We start from the raw sequence: 16,309 nt of genomic DNA, 5'->3' as shown, positions 1-16,309 counted from the left end.
CGGTCGGAGAGCACCTTGCCGGTGGTCGGCCACCCCTTGGGCAGGGGACGGAGTTCGTCGCCGCTGTAGAGGCGGCTGAGGTGGTGCAGCCACTCCGTGGACGTCATCCGCTGCTCACCGCCCGGGGCGATGTCCTCGGCGTGCCTGAGGACCGTCTGCGCGAGCAGGTCGCCTTCGATGACGTCGTCGTTGAGGTCGTCCAGGCTGGCCCGGTATGCGGCGAGCGCTCCGAGGCCGGTGGCGGTGTCGAGCTGGGCGCAGAGGTGCGCGAAGTCGGCCATCCGCAGATCGGTCGGCGTCTCGGCCTCGGCGGCCCGGACGTTGACCGTGAGGTCGAGGAGCGAGCCGAGGATGACCGGCAGGGCCTCTTCGAACTCGCTCCACAGCTCCGCCTCGGTCCGCCGCACGGTCGGGCGTTCCAGCCGCAGGGGCAGGAGGCGTTCGGCGAGGTCGGGGCGGATGACGCCGACGTCGATGCCGGTCAGGAGCAGGGGGCGGCGGTAGCGGGCCCGGTGCACGTCCCCGTCGGTGAACAGCGCGCGCTTCACGGACTCGGCTCCGGTGACGATGCAGCACATCGCGTCGGAGAGGTCCGGCGTCATGTGGGAGAGGTTGTCCAGCGCGGTCACCCAGCCCGCCGCGACGGCGGCGATCAGGTTCTCCTCGTCCTTCGGGGCCCGGCGCAGGTCCCCGCTCATGCCCTCCACGATGCGTACGAGCATCCGCCCGCCGGTCGACTTCCCCGCCCCCTGCGGCCCGGTCAGGAACGGTGCCGGGACGGGCACGGAGGGGCCGAGGCAGCCGACGAGCCAGGCGATGGCCAGGCACTCGGTCTCGGCGGTGGCGAAGTTGCACAACCTGAGCAGGAGGTCGATGCCCTTGCCCTGCGTGTCCTTGGCCGGTAGCGGGAGTTCGCCGGTGAGCTGGGTGCGCCGCCAGCACACCTCCCGGGGGTCGGGGACGGTGATGTCCCAGCCGGTGGGGTGGATGCGGACGGACTTCCCGTCGGCCCGTCCGAGGTCCAGCCACGTGGCGCCGTCGAAGCCGGGGGCGACGCGGATGTGCACGGGCTGGGTGGTCTCGGTGAGGGCGAGTGCTTCGATCAAGTCGAGTGCCTCCTTGAGGGCGGTGCCGTTGAAGACGCCGGTTCCGTCCTTGAACATGCCGACCATGAGTTCCTGGCGGTGGCTGCCGGTGGTGCCCTGGGAGCGGATGGGGCGGGCGACGGGATGGCCGTTGCGCTGGGCGTAGACGGTGCCGTCGGCGGTCCGGAAGTACCGGAAGTGGGACTGCGCGTAGTCGGTGATGACCTCGCGGGCGGGGTTCTTCTCGTCGTCGGACACGGTCACATCCCCAGTCGGGCGAGGGCGTTGCCCCAGGCGTCAGCGCAGTGCCGGGCGGACTCACCCTTGGTCTGGGCGGCGGTGAACAGGCGCTGCATGTGGGAGTCGGTCAGGCAGCCGCACCCGCCGTGCGTGGAGAGCACGGCGAGGAAGGTGCGGTAGACGGTGGCATGCACGGCGGTGGTGGCGGCAGTGATGCGCTGCTCGGCCATGGCGATGCCGCGGTCCAGGTACGCGGGGGAGCGGTGACGGCACTCGCCGCCCCTGGCTGGCACGGGTGCGGTGACGGGCCGAACCGGCGACGGCTTGCTTGCGACCAGGGCACGGACGGTCTCGGGGAGCGGGACCGCGGTGCCGATGCCGGGACCCAGCCACCGGGCATAGGACATCGTGGACTTGATGTCGACGCCGGGCCGCACACCGTTCGCGGACTGCATAGCGCCCCGGTAGATCCAGTGTTCGCCCCGCGTGGTGGACACGGTGTGGGTGGCGGGGAGCGTCGCACGGGCCCACGCGATGGCGCTGGTGTCGTCCAGGTCGACCACAGTCAGTTCGACGCCACCAGGGTGGTAGGCCACGGCACCGGCCTGCCGCCAAGCCGACGCCCATCCGGCCCCGGTCAAGGTGGTGCGGTCGGTCGTGGCGGCGGCCCAGGCGTGGCACGGGCGCGAGCACTCGCAGGGGCCGGGGGTCTTCATGCTCGGCCGGCCGCCGCAGGCGTTGTTCCGGCAGGCTCGGCAGTTCCCGAATGGGACCTTTCCTGCTCGCAGCGGCAGTACCGGAACGCCGCGTGCGGCCAGGCCGAGGGCTGCGGTCAGGTGGGTGTTCATGCGGCCTCCACCAGGGGGATGGTGGTGTTCCACGGGGCCGGTGCGGCTCCGAGAAGTTGGGCGTAGGCGTAGTGGGCCTGGCGGGGGATGACACCGTTGCCGAGGATGCGGAGCTGTTCCTTGCGAGGAATGCCGGGGACAGCGGTGACCCAGCCGGCCGGCAAGCCCATGAGCCATTCCGTGAACAGCGGCGACAGGCGCCGGTTGCCCCGGGTGCCGGGTTCGGTGGGGCAGGGCGCCGCCCGGCCGGTGATCTGCTCCCAGCGGCGGATGGCAGGCCCGTAGTCGATGCCGTCCGTGGAGACCCAGTGCTCGCTGTAGGGGAGCCGGTTGACGACGAACTCGTTGAGCGGGCGTGCGTTGCGGTCGAGCAGGTTGGAGGCGCCCGATCGCCAGTCCCGAGCAGCCGGTGTCGGGACCAGGCTCAGGACTCGGGCGGGGGCGCCGGCAGCCGGGTCACGGCGGTGCGCAGGTTCAGCCCGCCCCGTCGTTTCGGGCTGGTGCCAGGTCCGCCAGTGCCGTCGGAGGTGGTGGGGGTCGGCATCAGCGGGATGGGCGACGGCGAACCAGCGGTCGCGTTCGTGCGGGGCGCCGGTTTCGGGGTCACCAGCTCGTAGACATGTCCACCGGATGTCATACTCGATCGCGGCCAGGTCCTGGGCGACGACGTCCAGCCCCCGCGAGCGGAGCGCCGCCACGTTTTCCAGGAAGACGTAGCGGGGTCGAACGACGCCCACAGCTTCAGCCACGTTCTTCCAGACCTTCGACCACTGGCCACTGATCCCGTCCTTCCGTCCGGCGTTGCTGATGTTGCGGCAGGGAAAACCGGCACCGATCACGTCCGGCGCGTACAGGTCCCGCACCTGCTCCCAGTCGGTGCGGGTGATGTCACCGAGGTTCGGCACCCCGGGGTGATGCGCGGCGAACACGGTCGCCGCGTAGGGGTCGTTCTCGGCGTAGGCGACCGGCACCGCGCCGATGCCGGCACCGAGCGCGGTCTCCAGACCGCCGTACCCGGCGCACAGGGCAACAGCCCGCACGGCTTGGCCCGGCACTCGCCGGATGGGGATGGGTTGGGTCATGCTGGATGCCTCCAGTTCTGCGTTGAGTGCTGGCAGACGAAGGCGGCCCCAGACTTTGGCGAGCGGGGCCGCTTTCGGCGTGTCTGCGTGGGATCGCGATAAGACGTCGACCGGCTGGTGTGACGGCCGAGGGCGAGTGGCCGTGAGCGGTCGAAGCGATGTCAGAGCTTCCGGCTACCGTCGTGGGATGAGCAGTTACGGGATCCCCATATCGCGCGAAACGCTGTGCGCGTGTGCAGGGTGCGGTGTCACCGTCACGTACCGAGAAGAAGGTGGACGCAAAGGGGGGCACTGCCCTAGCTGTAGCCGGATAGCTCGCCAAGGCCGCCGGTACAACCTCACAGCGAGCGACGTGATAGCCATCCTGGATTTCCAAGGAGGCGTTTGCGCCCTATGCGGGAGCGGTCCCCAGGGACAATCAACCGTCTCCTACTGGCACATCGATCATGATCACAAATGCTGTTGGCCTTCTGACGCAGCATGGGCCATTGGTGGCGGGTGCGTCCGGGGCCTGCTGTGCAACGGATGCAATTCCCGGGGCGTTGCTTGGTACGAAGACCTTCCCGAGGACCGCATGGACTGGCAGCGCATGAACGACTACTTGAGCGATCCACCGGCCCGTCGCCTGAACGCTGCCGGACGGCTGAAGTTCCTCATATCTGACTTCGCACTTGACTGTGAGGAGCGCAGGCGTCTCGAACTCTCGTGAGTACTGGTAGACGACGGCGGCCCCGGTTCTTGGTCGGATGGGGGCCGCCGTCGGCGTGCTGGCGGGGTGTTCTCCCGCGCGCTACTGGGTGTGGGTGGTGGTGCGGATGATGTCGGCGTGGTCGAAGGCGAGCGGGGGCAGGGAGTTCAGGGGCCACCACTGGGCCTGGCGGGCGTCGGTGCCGGCTTTGATGGGCGTTCCGGGGAGGACGGTGAGGTGGTAGGCGACGGTGACGTACCGGCCGCGGGGGTCGCGGCCGGGCTGGTCGAACGTGCCGACCTGTACCAGTTCCTGCGGCGAGGCGTGAACGCCGGCCTCTTCCGCGAGTTCGCGGGCGGCGGCGGTGCGGCTGGTCTCGCCGGGGTCGACGTGTCCGCCGGGCAGGGCCCAGTGGCCCTCGTAGGGGTCCCAGCCCCGCTGGATGAGGAGGACGTGCCCGTCGGTGGTGGTGACGACGGTGTCGGCGGTGTAGCGGATGGTCTCGAACACCTCGGTGGTCATGGCTTCCTCAGCCGGACACGATGTCGTAGTCGACCACGGCTTCTGGACTCCCGAGGACCGCGCCAAGTGGCAAACCATTGCCACCGACGCTGGCGCGGCCCCCGTGCTCGTCTACCTCGCAGCCACCCATGAAGAACTCTGGGAGAGGGTCAGCAAGCGAAACGAGTTCCACGCGAATGACCCGAACGCGATCTACTTCGCGGAAAGCGACCTCCAGCGCTACCGCACCAGGTTCGAGCCGCCCACGCCTGAAGAGCCGCACTTGCTCTACGAGGGCGACCCGGTCACCGTCCTCGCAATCTTGCAAGCGTCTCACCGCGCATAAATGAATGCCCTGCGGCGAGGCGACTCTACTAGCCATTATGCGATGGCTAGTCGTCATCCTCGGCGAGGGGGGCGAACGGGACCAAGGCCGTCCAGTTCTGTCGTGTTGGGGCATCGTTCGAGTGATGCGATATGGTGCGACCCTCAGTTGCGAAAACCTGGCAGCCTCGCCGACTGAGAGCATTTACCACCTTAGGTGATGGGTGCTTCTCTGAAATCTTCGCCGAACTAATGAACGAAGTGACTTCAGAGTGGGGCGCCCCGCGCTCCCCGAGGATTCTGTCTAGCGCCGATGGGCTAAGGTTCCTGCGACTTCCGTGGTGTGGTGCTTGAAAAAAGTTGAGCGGCATGGCGGAGAAGGCCCCCACGAGACGTTCGTACTCCGTGCATGCCGCACCGAGGGCCGAGATGCCGGCATCTCCTGTGAACATCAGCCTGTCGCCCCCTGCGCGTAGAAGGCTGATTACGGAAGTGTTGTTCCGTGGGCTTGTCTCCCCGTCTTCACCCAGCGTCTCAATCGGCAGGTAAGACAGCGTCTTCGAGAGTAGGCCCCGGACCGCTGAGCTGAAACTCGTCTTTGAGGAGTGAGATAGGCCGCCTTGTGCCTCGGCCAAGTGCTGCTCTAGTAGCTCCTCGTAGTAGTGAAGCGTAGGGCCGAGTACTGAAAACTGCCCGTCGAATCGACTTAGACCAGTGAACGGCTCAGTGATTTTAACACCGCGAGATTTGGCCAGCGAAATCAAGGAGTCCAGGGCCTCCAAATTGCTGAAATCGCTCACATCGCGCGTATGCACCCTGGGTTGATGGATCAAAAGCTCTTTTGCCTGCACTTTTTCAATCAGTGTTGAGAGCCCGTTTAGGTGGTCAGCGTCCGGGTGGGTTGAGATCACGAGGTCGACAACGTCTGTTTCGTAGTACTTGTTAATGTGGTTGGCCAAGTTTTCGCCAATATGAGAGAAGCCGCCGTCGATCACTACCACGGCGTTTCTCTGCTCGGATTCTACGGTGAATCGTGTGGCGATGGCGTCGCCACTCTTTGATCCGGGCCCCGATTCACTTTCTACTGGCAGGAAATCAACTTCGTACATACTGAATGCCCCTTTCTCGTTTCAGCTAGGTGACCTGATTTAATTGCTGCCCGGTGGGTCCTCTTGTATGGAAAGTGGGAGTACGTCTAGGGCGTCAAGAAGGCGTTCGGCGTAATCATCGGCCGCCGACCTGACCCACTTAGTGCTTACGATCTTCCACCAGAACAAGGTAAGCACCAGACTGGCGCAAGACACCAGGGCAAAACCGGGTTGCCAAATCAGTAGTCCGTAACGCGAGGCCGCGACTCCGGCTGATCCTGCGACGCAGACGGCCAATGAGATCGACAATCCGATTGTGCGCATGCCAAGCATGTTGCGTCTGAATCCGTAGTGACAGTTTTCGAGAAATATGAGCCGAAACTTGGTGGTGTCTCGGGTCTGGGATATCAGGTACCTGATGGCGGCCTCGTATACCTCATCCGCCTTGGCTGGATTGCGGACTTCCTGCCTCTTGGAGGGCATTTGTTGGTCTAGAAGGGTGCTGAGTTTCTGGTGTCGGCGGATCAGCAGAGTATTATTCTTCGCCCCGTTATGCCGCAAGGCCAGGGTTGTTGGAGGGCCGCCCCAAGAGGACCAAAGGGTGGGCTGGATGGCGCGTCCGCGATCCCTCACCAACTGGTCCACGAGAATCACTACACCGCTGGCCACCACGATGAGCCATAGCCTTTTCCAATTCACCAAATTCGGGGTTAGTGCAAGGCATACGAGTATCAGTGGAAAGGAGCCTATGAGTGCCGGGGTGAGGCGCGCTTTGCGGCTGTACCCGTCAAAAATATGTCCTATGTTAGAACCCAATCCGGACAAGGGACCCCACATTTCGAAGATAGCGCCTATCATCTGGGGGAACTGGTGTTCCCGCGTCAGAGAGTCACCGGTGGGGCGGCAGCTTTCCGGACTCACATGCTGAAGCATCGGACCAGCAATTGGTAGTCGTTTGCGTGACTTCGATCGCGGGGACTGCCAGTCCGCGGCCAAGATCAGAGGAAGTGCGCAGTACCGGTCCGCGCACCCAGCAGGATGCCTAGCTGTCCCGGCGCGCGGACTGAGGTCGGAGTGGGCGCTCCAGCGAGGTAGTTCTGGCCAGGCTGGGGCGCTGGGGCTTCCGGCGGAACAAGGGGCTGCCGATGCTCTGTTGACGGTCTAGGTGCGCCCTGATGTCCGCCAGCACTACGGGGGTATACCTTGGCGGCGCTGATGGTCGCGTCCCGCCCGGCGGCTGGGCTAGGAGCGGAAGCGTTGGGCCTGGAGACAGGGCTGAGGGCCTGCCTCAGACTGACGCAGGTGAAGGATGAACCGCTGGAAGATGCGTACCACAGTTGGAGGACATCGCTGGCAAGGCTGCTAGCCGATGCCTCGCTTCTGGCTCGTTGGCAGGAGCGCCGGTTTCAGTTCGCGCACCGAGTCGGAGGTCTCCTGACCGAGGCTCATGCCGGGGAGCCTCCGATAGCTGGGCCCGTGCTATACGGGGTGTTCGCCTCTGGCGTGGGGCTTTGCTACGTCGGGCAGACGCAGGAGGCTGAGCGTCGTTTGAGGGATCTCCCTGTAGGCGAAAGCCATCACTTGGCCAACACAGTGCCGCCCGAACTCTGGGAGCGAGTGGTCGTGCTTCGCTGGCCCCTGTTGCTCCCCGCGGCTCCCGAGGAGGAGCAGTCGCTGGCCGCGGCAAGGGGCTCGGGAGTCTGCGGACTCGCCTTGGAACATGCATTGCAGATCGAGACCGCCCCGCCCCTGAACAGCCGCCGGCGACACGCTACGGGCGACTGGCGGCCGCGGAACCTCGCGCAAAGCCGCTCACGTGGCGCGGTTCACTCACGATCCATGCCTGGCCTGAGCCAGCTGGCCCTTGCGACTTGGAAGGAACTCTCAGAGGTGCCTTCGCCGGAAGACTCGGCAACCGTTGATACCGGAATCGGCAGGGTGGTGTTCCCGTCGACGCTGCATGAGTCGCCCGCCAGCTGAGGAGATCACTTCAGAGACTTCCCCCGGGTGTGCCCCAACGCCGCCCATGTGCGGGAAAACACCAGGTGAGACGGGGCAGACGCGGCCCGCTGTAAATCTGCCGGCTTCGCCTACCCAGGTTCGAACCCTGGCGCCGCCACTGGAAGTGAAACCCCTTCCGATCTGCTGTAACAGCAGATCGGAAGGGGTTTCACTTTTGTCCGGGTCAGCAGTCGAACCAGACGACCAGACGGACTCCCTCGTCGCCGTGCAGGTCCGCCAGCGTGCGCATGACCGACCAGACGGCGCGCCATTCGCTGTCGGGTACGGCGTCCTTCCGGCGCAGGCGGCCAACGCGGAAGAGGCGGTCGCCGTCCGGCCACTCGGTGTTCTCCGGGTAGGCCGTGCCCGCCCAGTGGAGCCGCTGGGCATCGGTGAAGCCCGAGAGTTCGACAAAGCGGGTGAGGTCGGTGTTCCGCCCGTGCATCTTCCAGCTGCCGTCAGTGTTCCGGCGGTACTCGTGAATGCAGCTGTCGACCTCGTTCGCGACCTCGTCCCAGTCGGCGGCCGTCAGCTCCGCCCAGGTGATCCAGGACTCGCTGTGCAGCTCATCACTCCACGGCTCGAAGTCGGCGCGGACTTCCTTCGACACGTCAGGGGGGAGACCGCGGTGATCGGCGAGTGGGCGGAACGAGGTGGTGTCCCGAACGCCGAACAGGGATCCGAAGGCGGTGTAGTCGCGCCCGTTGTAGAGGTGCGTGAGGTCGATGGCCGGAAACCACACGCGATCGTCCTCGTCCAGCCAGCGGTCCCAGCGGCACTCGATGAAGCCGTGAATGTCTGTCCCCATGCCCGGCATTGTTCGCCGCCGGCGCGAGTGGAGGCGAAGGATTTTCAGGCCTCGTGTCCGGCTCCCGGCGCCGCCACAATAGAAGGCCCCCTTCCTTCGGAAGGGGGCCTTCTCTGTTTCCGTACGACGAGGAACACGCCATGGAATCCGTACTGGTCAGCGCCTGTCTGCGCGGTGTGCCCTGCCGTTTCGACAGGCGGGGCAAGGCCTCGGCGGGGGTGGCGGAGGCGCTGGAGGGACGGCGGGTGGTGGCGTTCTGTCCGGAGGTCGCCGCCGGGCTGGCGACGCCGCGGCGGCCCGCCGAGATCGTCGGGGGCGACGGGCACGACGTGCTGGACGGGCGGGCCCGGGTCGTGGACGACACCGGGCGGGACGTGACCGACGCGTTCCTGGACGGGGCCCGCAGGGCGCTGGCGGCGGCACGGGCGGGCGGGTGCGCGGAGGCGGTGCTGATGGCGCGCAGCCCCTCGTGCGGGCGCGGCGCGGTCTACGACGGGACGTTCGGCGGGGTGCTGCGGGAGGGCGACGGGGTCACCGCGGCGCTGCTGGAACGCCACGGGATCACCGTCCGGCCGGCCACGGGGGACTGACCGGACGCCCTCCCGGGACTCCGCCGACGCGGAGTCAGTTCCCGGCCACGTCCTTCACCGCGACGGTCACCGGCACGTTGCCCGCGATGAGTTCGAGTGTCAGACCGGCCGTCGCCGGGGTGTCCAGCAGCTCCACCAGGGCGGCCGCCACGTCGTCGCGCGGGACCGGACCGCGGCCGGTGGACGCCGCCAGCAGGACCTGTCCGGTGCCCGCGTCGTTCGTCAGCATGCCGGGGCGCAGGATCGTCCAGTCGAGCGCGGGCCGGGAGCGTACGTACGCGTCCGCCGCACCCTTGGCCCGCAGATAGACGTCGAACACCTCGTCGCCCGGGTGGTCCGGGTCGGCACCCATGGACGAGACGACGACGTAGCGTCGCACCCCCGCCCGCTCGGCCGCGTCCGCGAACAGCACCGCGGCGCCCTTGTCCACGGTGTCCTTGCGGCCCGCACCGCTGTCGGGGCCCGCGCCGGCCGCGAACACCGCCGCGTCCGCGCCGCGCAGCACCTCGGCGGCCTCCTCCACGGTGGCCGATTCGAGGTCCAGGACCACGGCCTCGGCGCCCGCCTCCCGTAGGTCCTCACGCTGTGCCGGATTCCGGATGACGCCCACGGCTTCGTCCCCGCGCGCGGCGAGCAACCGCTCCAGCCGCAGCGCGATCTGACCATGTCCACCTGCGATGACAATGCGCATACCGCCGACGGTACGCCGGACGGAGCCCGGACGCTCACGGCCCGCCGGGGGAGTCCGGTCTTCCCTGGCGCGGCAGCCCGAACGGGCCGCCGGTCCCCGGTGCGTCGTGGTCGCGGTACTCGCGCACGGCGCTGGTCCTGGCCACCACCCGGCCCCGGTGCACGACGACCCGGCTGTACCCGAGCGACAGCACCCCGGCGAGCGTCTCGCCGCGGACCGCGAGCAGTTCGGCGGGGAAGCCCGCCTCCACCCGCACCTCGGGCAGCCCCATCGCCCGTCTGGCCTCCGCGGCGACGGCCTCGTAGGCCTGCCCCGGGGACAGCCCTACCTGCGAGGCGAGCAGGTAGGCGGCCTCCAGGGGGTCGCCGCGGCCCACCGGGTTGCCGGGATCGCGCAGCGCCCCGCTGCCCGCCGCGACCCGTACCCCGGACGCGCGCAGCAGCCGTACGGGGGCGGTGCCCCGCAGCCCGGACCCGCAGCAGCCCCCCTGCGGCAGGCAGACGACCGTCACACCGGCCTCCGCGAGCCGGTCGGCGGTGCGGGCCACGACGTCCTCCGGAAGCCGCGAGAGGCCCGCACAGGGGCCCATGGCGACCTCCTGGCGCAGCCCGCCGGCCATCGCGGCGAACCGCGCGAGCCGGCCGGGGTCGTCGCCGTCGGTGTGCAGGTCGACGGGGCAGCCGTGCTCGGCCGCGACCTCCAGGACGGCCTCCGTGTAGCCGGTGGGGTCCGGATCGAGGTCCGGGCGGCCGCCGACGGCGTCGGCACCCATCTTCAGCGCGTCCCGGAGCATCGCCAGGTTCTCGGCGCCGGCGACCCCGGTGAGCAGCCGGGGGACGGCCACGGCGGTCAGATCGGCGAGTCCGCGCAGCGAGCGGCGGGCCTGGAGGACCGCTTCGAGGGCGGTGAGGCCCTGTATGTCGCCGATCCGGATGTGCGAGCGCAGGGCGGTGGCGCCGTGGCCGAGCTGGAGCAGCGCCGCCTCCGTGGCGCGGCGCCGGATGTCCTCGGGGCGCTGCGAGGCGGGTCCGGCGCCGTCGGCGGTGAGCGCGGTGTCGCCGTGGGCGTGCGGTTCGGCGGGGGCGGGGAGCAGCAGATGGCCGCGCAGGTCCACGCGGGAGCCGGGGGCGACCAGGCTGCCGGCGGTACCGACGGCCTCGATGCGTCCGGCGCCGAGCCGTACGTCCACGAGGCGGCCGTCGGTGAGACGGGCGCCGCAGAGGGTCAGCGCGGCCTGCTCGGGGCCGCCCGCCGTACCCGCCGGGCGGTCGTCCGGCGGCCGCGGCTGGCTGTCGGGCATCGCGGCTCCTGGGAGGGGAGGAGGACCGTGCGGAGATCACGCGGAGTGGGTCGAGCCTAGGGGCGTGCCCGGCCGCCTTCGAGGAGGAGCGCAATAGTCGTACCGGCGTGGCCGTACGGGGTCCCGGGGTGCGGTGGCCGGGGCGGACGCGTCGCTGATCAAGGGGTGTGCGGCGGTCCGGGACGCGGGCCCGGGGCCGTGCCGGACAGGGGCCGGCGAGGGGGTGCCGAAACGGATTTGGGCGATCGGCGACAGACCGTGTAATGTCTTCATCGCTCGCCCCAATAGCTCAGTCGGTAGAGCGTCTCCATGGTAAGGAGAAGGTCTGCGGTTCGATTCCGCATTGGGGCTCTGGTGATCGGGAAACCCCGCTTCGGCGGGGGGACTCGTCATCAAAGCGGTGTAGCTCAGTCGGTAGAGCAAGCGGCTCATAATCGCTGTGTCACCGGTTCAAGTCCGGTCACCGCTACTAACAGTAGCCGATTGTGGGGTCGGTCCTTCGATCGGCTACTCTTTTTTGCGTTCATCCGTCCATCGTCCGTCCAAGGAGCACTCACGTGGCTGCCACCGACGTCCGCCCGAAGATCACGCTGGCCTGCGTGGAGTGCAAGGAGCGGAACTACATCACCAAGAAGAACCGGCGTAACAACCCGGACCGTCTTGAGATGAAGAAGCACTGCCCGCGCTGCAACTCGCACACTGCGCACCGCGAAACGCGCTGAATCAGGCTCGTACACGAGGCCGCCCCCGTTGGGGGCGGCCTCGTGTCGTTGTACAGGTCGGTATGTCGTACCGGGCCGCGCCGGCCCATTCGTCTTTCCATAGGAGGTTGCGAGCTCATGGCGCTCGACCAGTCCTTCGTGGGGCGGACCTATCCGCCCACCGCGCCGTACGAGGTCGGCCGGGAGAAGATCCGCGAGTTCGCCGAGGCGGTGAACGACGCGAATCCCGCGTACGTCGACCCCGAGGCGGCCAAGGCGCTCGGGCACACCGATGTGATCGCTCCGCCGACCTTCGTGTTCTCGATCACCTTCAAGGCGGCCGGGCAGGTCATCGAGGACCCGCAGCTGGGCCTGGACTACAGCCGGGTGGTGCACGGCGACCAGAAGTTCGCGTACGTGCGTCCGGTGCGGGCGGGCGACCGGCTCACGGTCACCTCGACCATCGAGACCGTCAAGACCATGGCGGGCAACGACATCCTGGACATCCGCGGCGAGGTCCACGACGAGTCCGGTGAGCTCGTCGTGACGGCGTGGACGAAGCTCGTGGCGCGCGGCGCCGAGGAGGCGTGATGGCGGCGAAGGTGAGCTACGACGCGGTCGAGGTCGGCACGGAGCTTCCGGCGCAGTCCTTTCCGGTGACCCGAGAGACCCTCGTGCGGTACGCGGGCGCCTCCGGCGACTTCAATCCGATCCACTGGAACGAGAAGTTCGCCCGTGAGGTCGGTCTGGAGGACGTGATCGCCCACGGCATGTTCACCATGGCCGAGGCGGTCCGGGTCGTCACGGACTGGGCCGGTGACCCGGGCGCGGTCGTCGAGTACGGCGTGCGGTTCACGCGTCCCGTCGTGGTGCCCAACGACGACAAGGGCGCGCTGATCGAGGTCACCGGCAAGGTGGCCGCCCTGCTGGACGACCGGCAGGTGCGGGTCGACCTGACGGCGACGAGCGACGGCAAGAAGGTGCTGGGCATGTCCCGCGCCGTGGTGCGGCTCGGCTGAGACGCCGACGGCACGGAGTGCGCGTAAGGGGCACGGTCCATGGGGCCGTGCCCCTTACGCATGCGCCCTGCGAAGGCGGTCGCGCGGACCGCTTGCGCAAGTTAGTGATTGAGTACTAACTTATGGGCATGGCAAGGATGAGTGCGGACGAGCGGCGCGGTTGCGTCATCCGCGAGGCGGTCACGAAGTTCGCCCGCGGTGGGTACAGCGCGACGTCCACCGAGGCGATCGCGAAGGCCGTCGGTGTCTCGCAGCCCTATCTGTTCCGCCTCTTCCCCAACAAGAAGGCGATCTTCCTCGCCGCCTCCGAACGGTGTCTGCGTGACATCCGGCAGGTGTTCGAGGAGGCCACCGAGGGGCTGGAGGGCCAGGAGGCGCTGCACGCCATGGCCACCGCCTACCAGAAGATGCTCGTCTCGGACCCCGACAAGCTGCTCATGCAGATGCAGATGTACGCGGCCGTCGCCGCCGCGGAGGCGGCCGGGGACCACGAGTTCGGCGCCACGCTCCGGGCCGGGTGGATGGAGTGGTTCGACTCGGTCCACCTCGCCCTCGGCGCCGACGTCAGCGAGACCACCCAGGTCCTCGCGTACGGCATGCTCGTCAACACGCTCACCTCGATGGGCTTCCCGGCCGACCACCGCATCTGGACCGGCCTCTACGACTCGGCCAGGCCGACGACCTGAACGGCACCACCCGGGCCCGGCCCGGTTTTCTGCGCACGAAAGTTAGTCATCAATTACTAACCCGCAGGGGGAGCAGTGGACCAGCACACCACAGGCCGCCGGGGGGCGGCCTGGGCCCTCGTCATCACCAGCGTCGCCGGCTTCATGGCGGCCCTCGACAACCTCGTCGTCACCACCGCCCTGCCGTCCATCCGCACCAGCCTCGGCGGCGGACTCGAAGAGCTCGAATGGACGGTCAACGCCTACACGCTCACCTTCGCCGTCCTGCTGATGCTCGGCGCCTCGCTCGGCGACCGGTTCGGCCGCCGCCGGCTCTTCCTCGGCGGGCTCGCCGTCTTCACCGGCGCCTCCGCCGCGGCCGCCCTCTCCTCCGGCATCGGCGAGCTGATCGCCTTCCGCGCGCTCCAGGGGGTCGGCGCGGCCGTCATGATGCCCCTGACCCTCACCCTGCTCACCGCCGCCGTACCGCCGGCCCGGCGCGGCGCCGCCCTCGGCATCTTCAGCGCCGCCACCGGGATCGCGGTCGCCAGCGGCCCGCTCATCGGCGGCAGCCTCACCGAGCACATCTCCTGGCAGTGGATCTTCTGGCTGAACGTCCCGATCGGACTCGCCCTCCTGCCGCTCGCCCGGACACGCCTGGCCGAGTCGTACGCCCCCGACGCCCGGCTCGACATCCCCGGCACCCTCCTGGTCAGCGGCGGACTGTTCGGCATCGTCTACGGACTCGTCAACGCCAACGCCAAGGGCTGGACCAGCGCCACCGTCCTCACCGCGCTCACCGTCGGCGCGCTGCTCATCGCCGCGTTCGTCCGCCACGGCTTCCGCGCCTCCCACCCGATCCTGCCGATGCGCCTCTTCAAGGACCGGGCCTTCTTCGGCATCAACATGGCCAGCCTGCTGATGTTCCTCGGCATGTTCGGCTCGATCTTCCTGCTCAGCCAGTACCTCCAGGGCGCCCTGGGCTACTCGCCCACCGAGGCCGGACTGCGGATGCTGCCGTGGACCGGGATGCCGATGCTCGTCGCCCCCGTCGCCGGGGTGCTCGCCGACCGGTTCGGCGGTCGGCCCGTCGTCGTCACGGGGTTGGCGCTCCAGGCCGCCGGACTCGCCCTGTTCGCCCTGGCCCTCGACCCCGGCGCAAGCTACGCCGCCCAGCTGCCCGGACTGATCGTCAGCGGCACCGGCATGGCCCTGTACTTCGCACCCGCCGCCGGACTGGTGATGTCGTCCGTCCGCCCGGCCGAACAGGGCATCGCCTCCGGCGCGAACAACGCCCTGCGGGAGGTCGGCGGCGCCCTCGGGGTCGCCGTGCTCGCCACCGTCTTCTCGGCGCAGGGCGGCATCGGCAGCCCGGACGCCTTCACCGACGGAACCGTGCCCGCCGTGTGGATCGGCGCCGGCGTGGTCGGCGTGGCCGCACTCGTCGCCCTGATGATCCCGGGCCGGCGCACCGTCCCGGCCGCCCCGGAGAGCGCGGCGGCCGCCGGACCGGCGGAGGCCCGCGTGGCCGTGCCCGCCTGAGGCCCGTACGACCCGCGCGCGACCACGGTCCGCGGCCCCGCCCGGGAGGCGGGGGCGCGGACCGTAGTCTTGTTCCCGTGCAGGAACTCCACGACGCGCCCCTCGCCCCCCTGACCACCTTCCGGCTGGGCGGCCCCGCCACCCGTCTGATCACCGCGACGGCCGACGCCGAGGTGATCGACGCCGTCCGCGAGGCCGACGACAGCGGCACCCCGCTCCTCGTCATCGGCGGCGGAAGCAACCTGGTCATCGGCGACAAGGGCTTCGAAGGCACCGCCCTGCGCATCGCCACCCGCGGTTTCGCGCTCGACGGCACCCGCCTCGAACTGGCCGCCGGCGAGGTCTGGACGGACGCCGTCGCCCGCACCGTCGAGGCCGGGCTCGCCGGACTCGAATGCCTGGCGGGCATCCCCGGCTCCGCCGGCGCGACCCCCATCCAGAACGTCGGCGCGTACGGGCAGGAGGTCTCCGCCACCCTCACGGAGGTCGTCGCCTACGACCGGCGCACCCGCGAGACGGTCACCGTCCCGAACGAGGACTGCGCCTTCTCCTACCGCCACAGCCGCTTCAAGGCCGAACCCGACCGCTACGTGGTGCTGCGCGTCCGCTTCGCCCTGGAGGACGCGGGCGGGCTGTCCGCCCCGCTCAAGTACCCCGAGACCGCCCGCGCCATGGGGGTGGGGGAGGGGGAACGCGTTCCCCTCGCGGAGGCCCGCGAAACCGTGCTCCGGCTCCGGGCGGGCAAGGGCATGGTGCTCGACCCCGAGGACCACGACACCTGGTCCGCCGGCTCCTTCTTCACCAACCCGATCCTGGACCCGGAGCAGTTCGAGGCGTTCACCGCCCGGGTCGCCGACCGGCTCGGCCCGGACGTCGCGCCCCCCGCCTTCCCCGCGGGCGGGGGACGCACCAAGACCTCGGCGGCCTGGCTCATCGACCGGGCCGGATTCACCAAGGGATACGGCTCGGGCCCGGCCCGCATCTCCACCAAGCACACCCTCGCCCTCACCAACCGGGGCGAGGCCACCACCGAGGACCTCCTCGCCCTGGCCCGCGAGGTCGTCGCCGGCGTCCACGAGGCCTTCGGCGTCACCCTCGTCAACGAACCGGTGACCGTCGGCGTGAGCCTGTAGGAC

At 69.0% G+C, this 16,309-nt stretch carries 17 protein-coding genes and 2 tRNA genes; 11 read left to right on the top strand and 8 right to left on the bottom strand.

Annotated features, from left to right (window positions below; all coding sequences use genetic code 11):
- From ACFVDM_RS17935 to ACFVDM_RS17925, 3 genes are all read right to left on the bottom strand, one after another.
- Positions 1-1,343: ATP-binding protein (locus ACFVDM_RS17935; protein WP_383640109.1), on the bottom strand; the 1,343-nt coding region annotated here is incomplete at its 3' end.
- Positions 1,344-1,345: 2 nt separating this feature from the next.
- Complete coding sequence (locus tag ACFVDM_RS17930) at positions 1,346-2,173, bottom strand: bifunctional DNA primase/polymerase (RefSeq protein ID WP_383640106.1); 828 nt, start codon at positions 2,171-2,173, stop codon at positions 1,346-1,348.
- The gene (locus ACFVDM_RS17925) at positions 2,170-3,255 is read right to left on the bottom strand and encodes a DNA cytosine methyltransferase (RefSeq protein WP_383640103.1); all 1,086 of its coding nucleotides are present in this window, start codon (positions 3,253-3,255) and stop codon (positions 2,170-2,172) included. Before ACFVDM_RS17925 ends, ACFVDM_RS17930 begins: the two co-directional genes overlap by 4 nt.
- Between ACFVDM_RS17925 and ACFVDM_RS17920 the strand changes: the two genes are divergently transcribed.
- Positions 3,152-3,964, top strand: coding sequence for an endonuclease domain-containing protein (locus tag ACFVDM_RS17920; protein ID WP_383640101.1), 813 nt, complete (start codon positions 3,152-3,154; stop codon positions 3,962-3,964). The two genes, ACFVDM_RS17925 and ACFVDM_RS17920, sit on opposite strands and share 104 nt — an antisense overlap.
- 81 nt (positions 3,965-4,045) lie before the next feature.
- Here the strand turns inward: ACFVDM_RS17920 and ACFVDM_RS17915 are convergent, their stop codons facing one another.
- On the bottom strand, positions 4,046-4,465 hold the full coding sequence (locus ACFVDM_RS17915) for an NUDIX domain-containing protein (protein ID WP_383640098.1): 420 nt from the start codon (positions 4,463-4,465) through the stop codon (positions 4,046-4,048).
- Between ACFVDM_RS17915 and ACFVDM_RS17910 the strand changes: the two genes are divergently transcribed.
- Positions 4,464-4,790 (top strand): AAA family ATPase, encoded by a 327-nt coding sequence (locus ACFVDM_RS17910; RefSeq protein WP_383640095.1) that lies wholly within the window; start codon positions 4,464-4,466, stop codon positions 4,788-4,790. The two genes, ACFVDM_RS17915 and ACFVDM_RS17910, sit on opposite strands and share 2 nt — an antisense overlap.
- A gap of 46 nt (positions 4,791-4,836) precedes the next feature.
- Here ACFVDM_RS17910 and ACFVDM_RS17905 read toward each other — a convergent pair whose 3' ends face one another.
- Both ACFVDM_RS17905 and ACFVDM_RS17900 read right to left on the bottom strand, forming a co-directional pair.
- The gene (locus tag ACFVDM_RS17905; protein WP_383640092.1) at positions 4,837-5,877 is read right to left on the bottom strand and encodes a ComEC/Rec2 family competence protein; all 1,041 of its coding nucleotides are present in this window, start codon (positions 5,875-5,877) and stop codon (positions 4,837-4,839) included.
- 2,164 nt (positions 5,878-8,041) lie between these two features.
- A complete protein-coding gene (locus ACFVDM_RS17900) occupies positions 8,042-8,665 on the bottom strand; it encodes a hypothetical protein (protein ID WP_383640090.1) in 624 nt (207 codons plus the stop codon).
- A gap of 140 nt (positions 8,666-8,805) precedes the next feature.
- Between ACFVDM_RS17900 and ACFVDM_RS17895 the strand changes: the two genes are divergently transcribed.
- On the top strand, positions 8,806-9,255 hold the full coding sequence (locus tag ACFVDM_RS17895; protein WP_383640087.1) for a DUF523 domain-containing protein: 450 nt from the start codon (positions 8,806-8,808) through the stop codon (positions 9,253-9,255).
- Between the two features lie 34 nt (positions 9,256-9,289).
- Here ACFVDM_RS17895 and ACFVDM_RS17890 read toward each other — a convergent pair whose 3' ends face one another.
- Both ACFVDM_RS17890 and ACFVDM_RS17885 read right to left on the bottom strand, forming a co-directional pair.
- Positions 9,290-9,946, bottom strand: a complete 657-nt coding sequence (locus ACFVDM_RS17890; protein WP_383640084.1) for an SDR family oxidoreductase — start codon at positions 9,944-9,946, stop codon at positions 9,290-9,292.
- 34 nt (positions 9,947-9,980) lie between these two features.
- The gene (locus tag ACFVDM_RS17885) at positions 9,981-11,246 is read right to left on the bottom strand and encodes an amidohydrolase family protein (protein ID WP_383640081.1); all 1,266 of its coding nucleotides are present in this window, start codon (positions 11,244-11,246) and stop codon (positions 9,981-9,983) included.
- A gap of 278 nt (positions 11,247-11,524) precedes the next feature.
- Here ACFVDM_RS17885 and ACFVDM_RS17880 point away from each other — a divergent pair.
- From ACFVDM_RS17880 to ACFVDM_RS17845, 8 genes are all read left to right on the top strand, one after another.
- Positions 11,525-11,597, top strand: a tRNA-Thr gene (locus ACFVDM_RS17880).
- A 45-nt stretch (positions 11,598-11,642) separates the two neighbouring features.
- A tRNA-Met gene (locus tag ACFVDM_RS17875) sits at positions 11,643-11,715 on the top strand.
- Positions 11,716-11,803: 88 nt separating this feature from the next.
- Complete coding sequence (rpmG, locus tag ACFVDM_RS17870) at positions 11,804-11,968, top strand: 50S ribosomal protein L33 (protein WP_003956487.1); 165 nt, start codon at positions 11,804-11,806, stop codon at positions 11,966-11,968.
- Between the two features lie 117 nt (positions 11,969-12,085).
- On the top strand, positions 12,086-12,538 hold the full coding sequence (locus ACFVDM_RS17865) for a MaoC family dehydratase N-terminal domain-containing protein (protein WP_383640078.1): 453 nt from the start codon (positions 12,086-12,088) through the stop codon (positions 12,536-12,538).
- On the top strand, positions 12,538-12,966 hold the full coding sequence (locus tag ACFVDM_RS17860; protein ID WP_383640075.1) for a MaoC family dehydratase: 429 nt from the start codon (positions 12,538-12,540) through the stop codon (positions 12,964-12,966). The genes ACFVDM_RS17865 and ACFVDM_RS17860 overlap by 1 nt, the downstream gene beginning before the upstream one ends.
- A 128-nt stretch (positions 12,967-13,094) precedes the next feature.
- Positions 13,095-13,652 (top strand): TetR/AcrR family transcriptional regulator, encoded by a 558-nt coding sequence (locus ACFVDM_RS17855; protein WP_383640072.1) that lies wholly within the window; start codon positions 13,095-13,097, stop codon positions 13,650-13,652.
- A 75-nt stretch (positions 13,653-13,727) separates the two neighbouring features.
- Positions 13,728-15,173 (top strand): DHA2 family efflux MFS transporter permease subunit, encoded by a 1,446-nt coding sequence (locus tag ACFVDM_RS17850; protein ID WP_383640068.1) that lies wholly within the window; start codon positions 13,728-13,730, stop codon positions 15,171-15,173.
- A 77-nt stretch (positions 15,174-15,250) separates the two neighbouring features.
- Complete coding sequence (locus tag ACFVDM_RS17845; protein ID WP_383640065.1) at positions 15,251-16,306, top strand: UDP-N-acetylmuramate dehydrogenase; 1,056 nt, start codon at positions 15,251-15,253, stop codon at positions 16,304-16,306.
- Positions 16,307-16,309: the final 3 nt, after the last annotated feature.

Source organism: Streptomyces sp. NPDC057682 (assembly GCF_042799575.1).
Taxonomy (GTDB): Bacteria; Actinomycetota; Actinomycetes; order Streptomycetales; family Streptomycetaceae; genus Streptomyces.
Note: the sequence above shows the minus strand (reverse complement) of the source record. Positions and strands in the feature narration are given on the sequence as shown.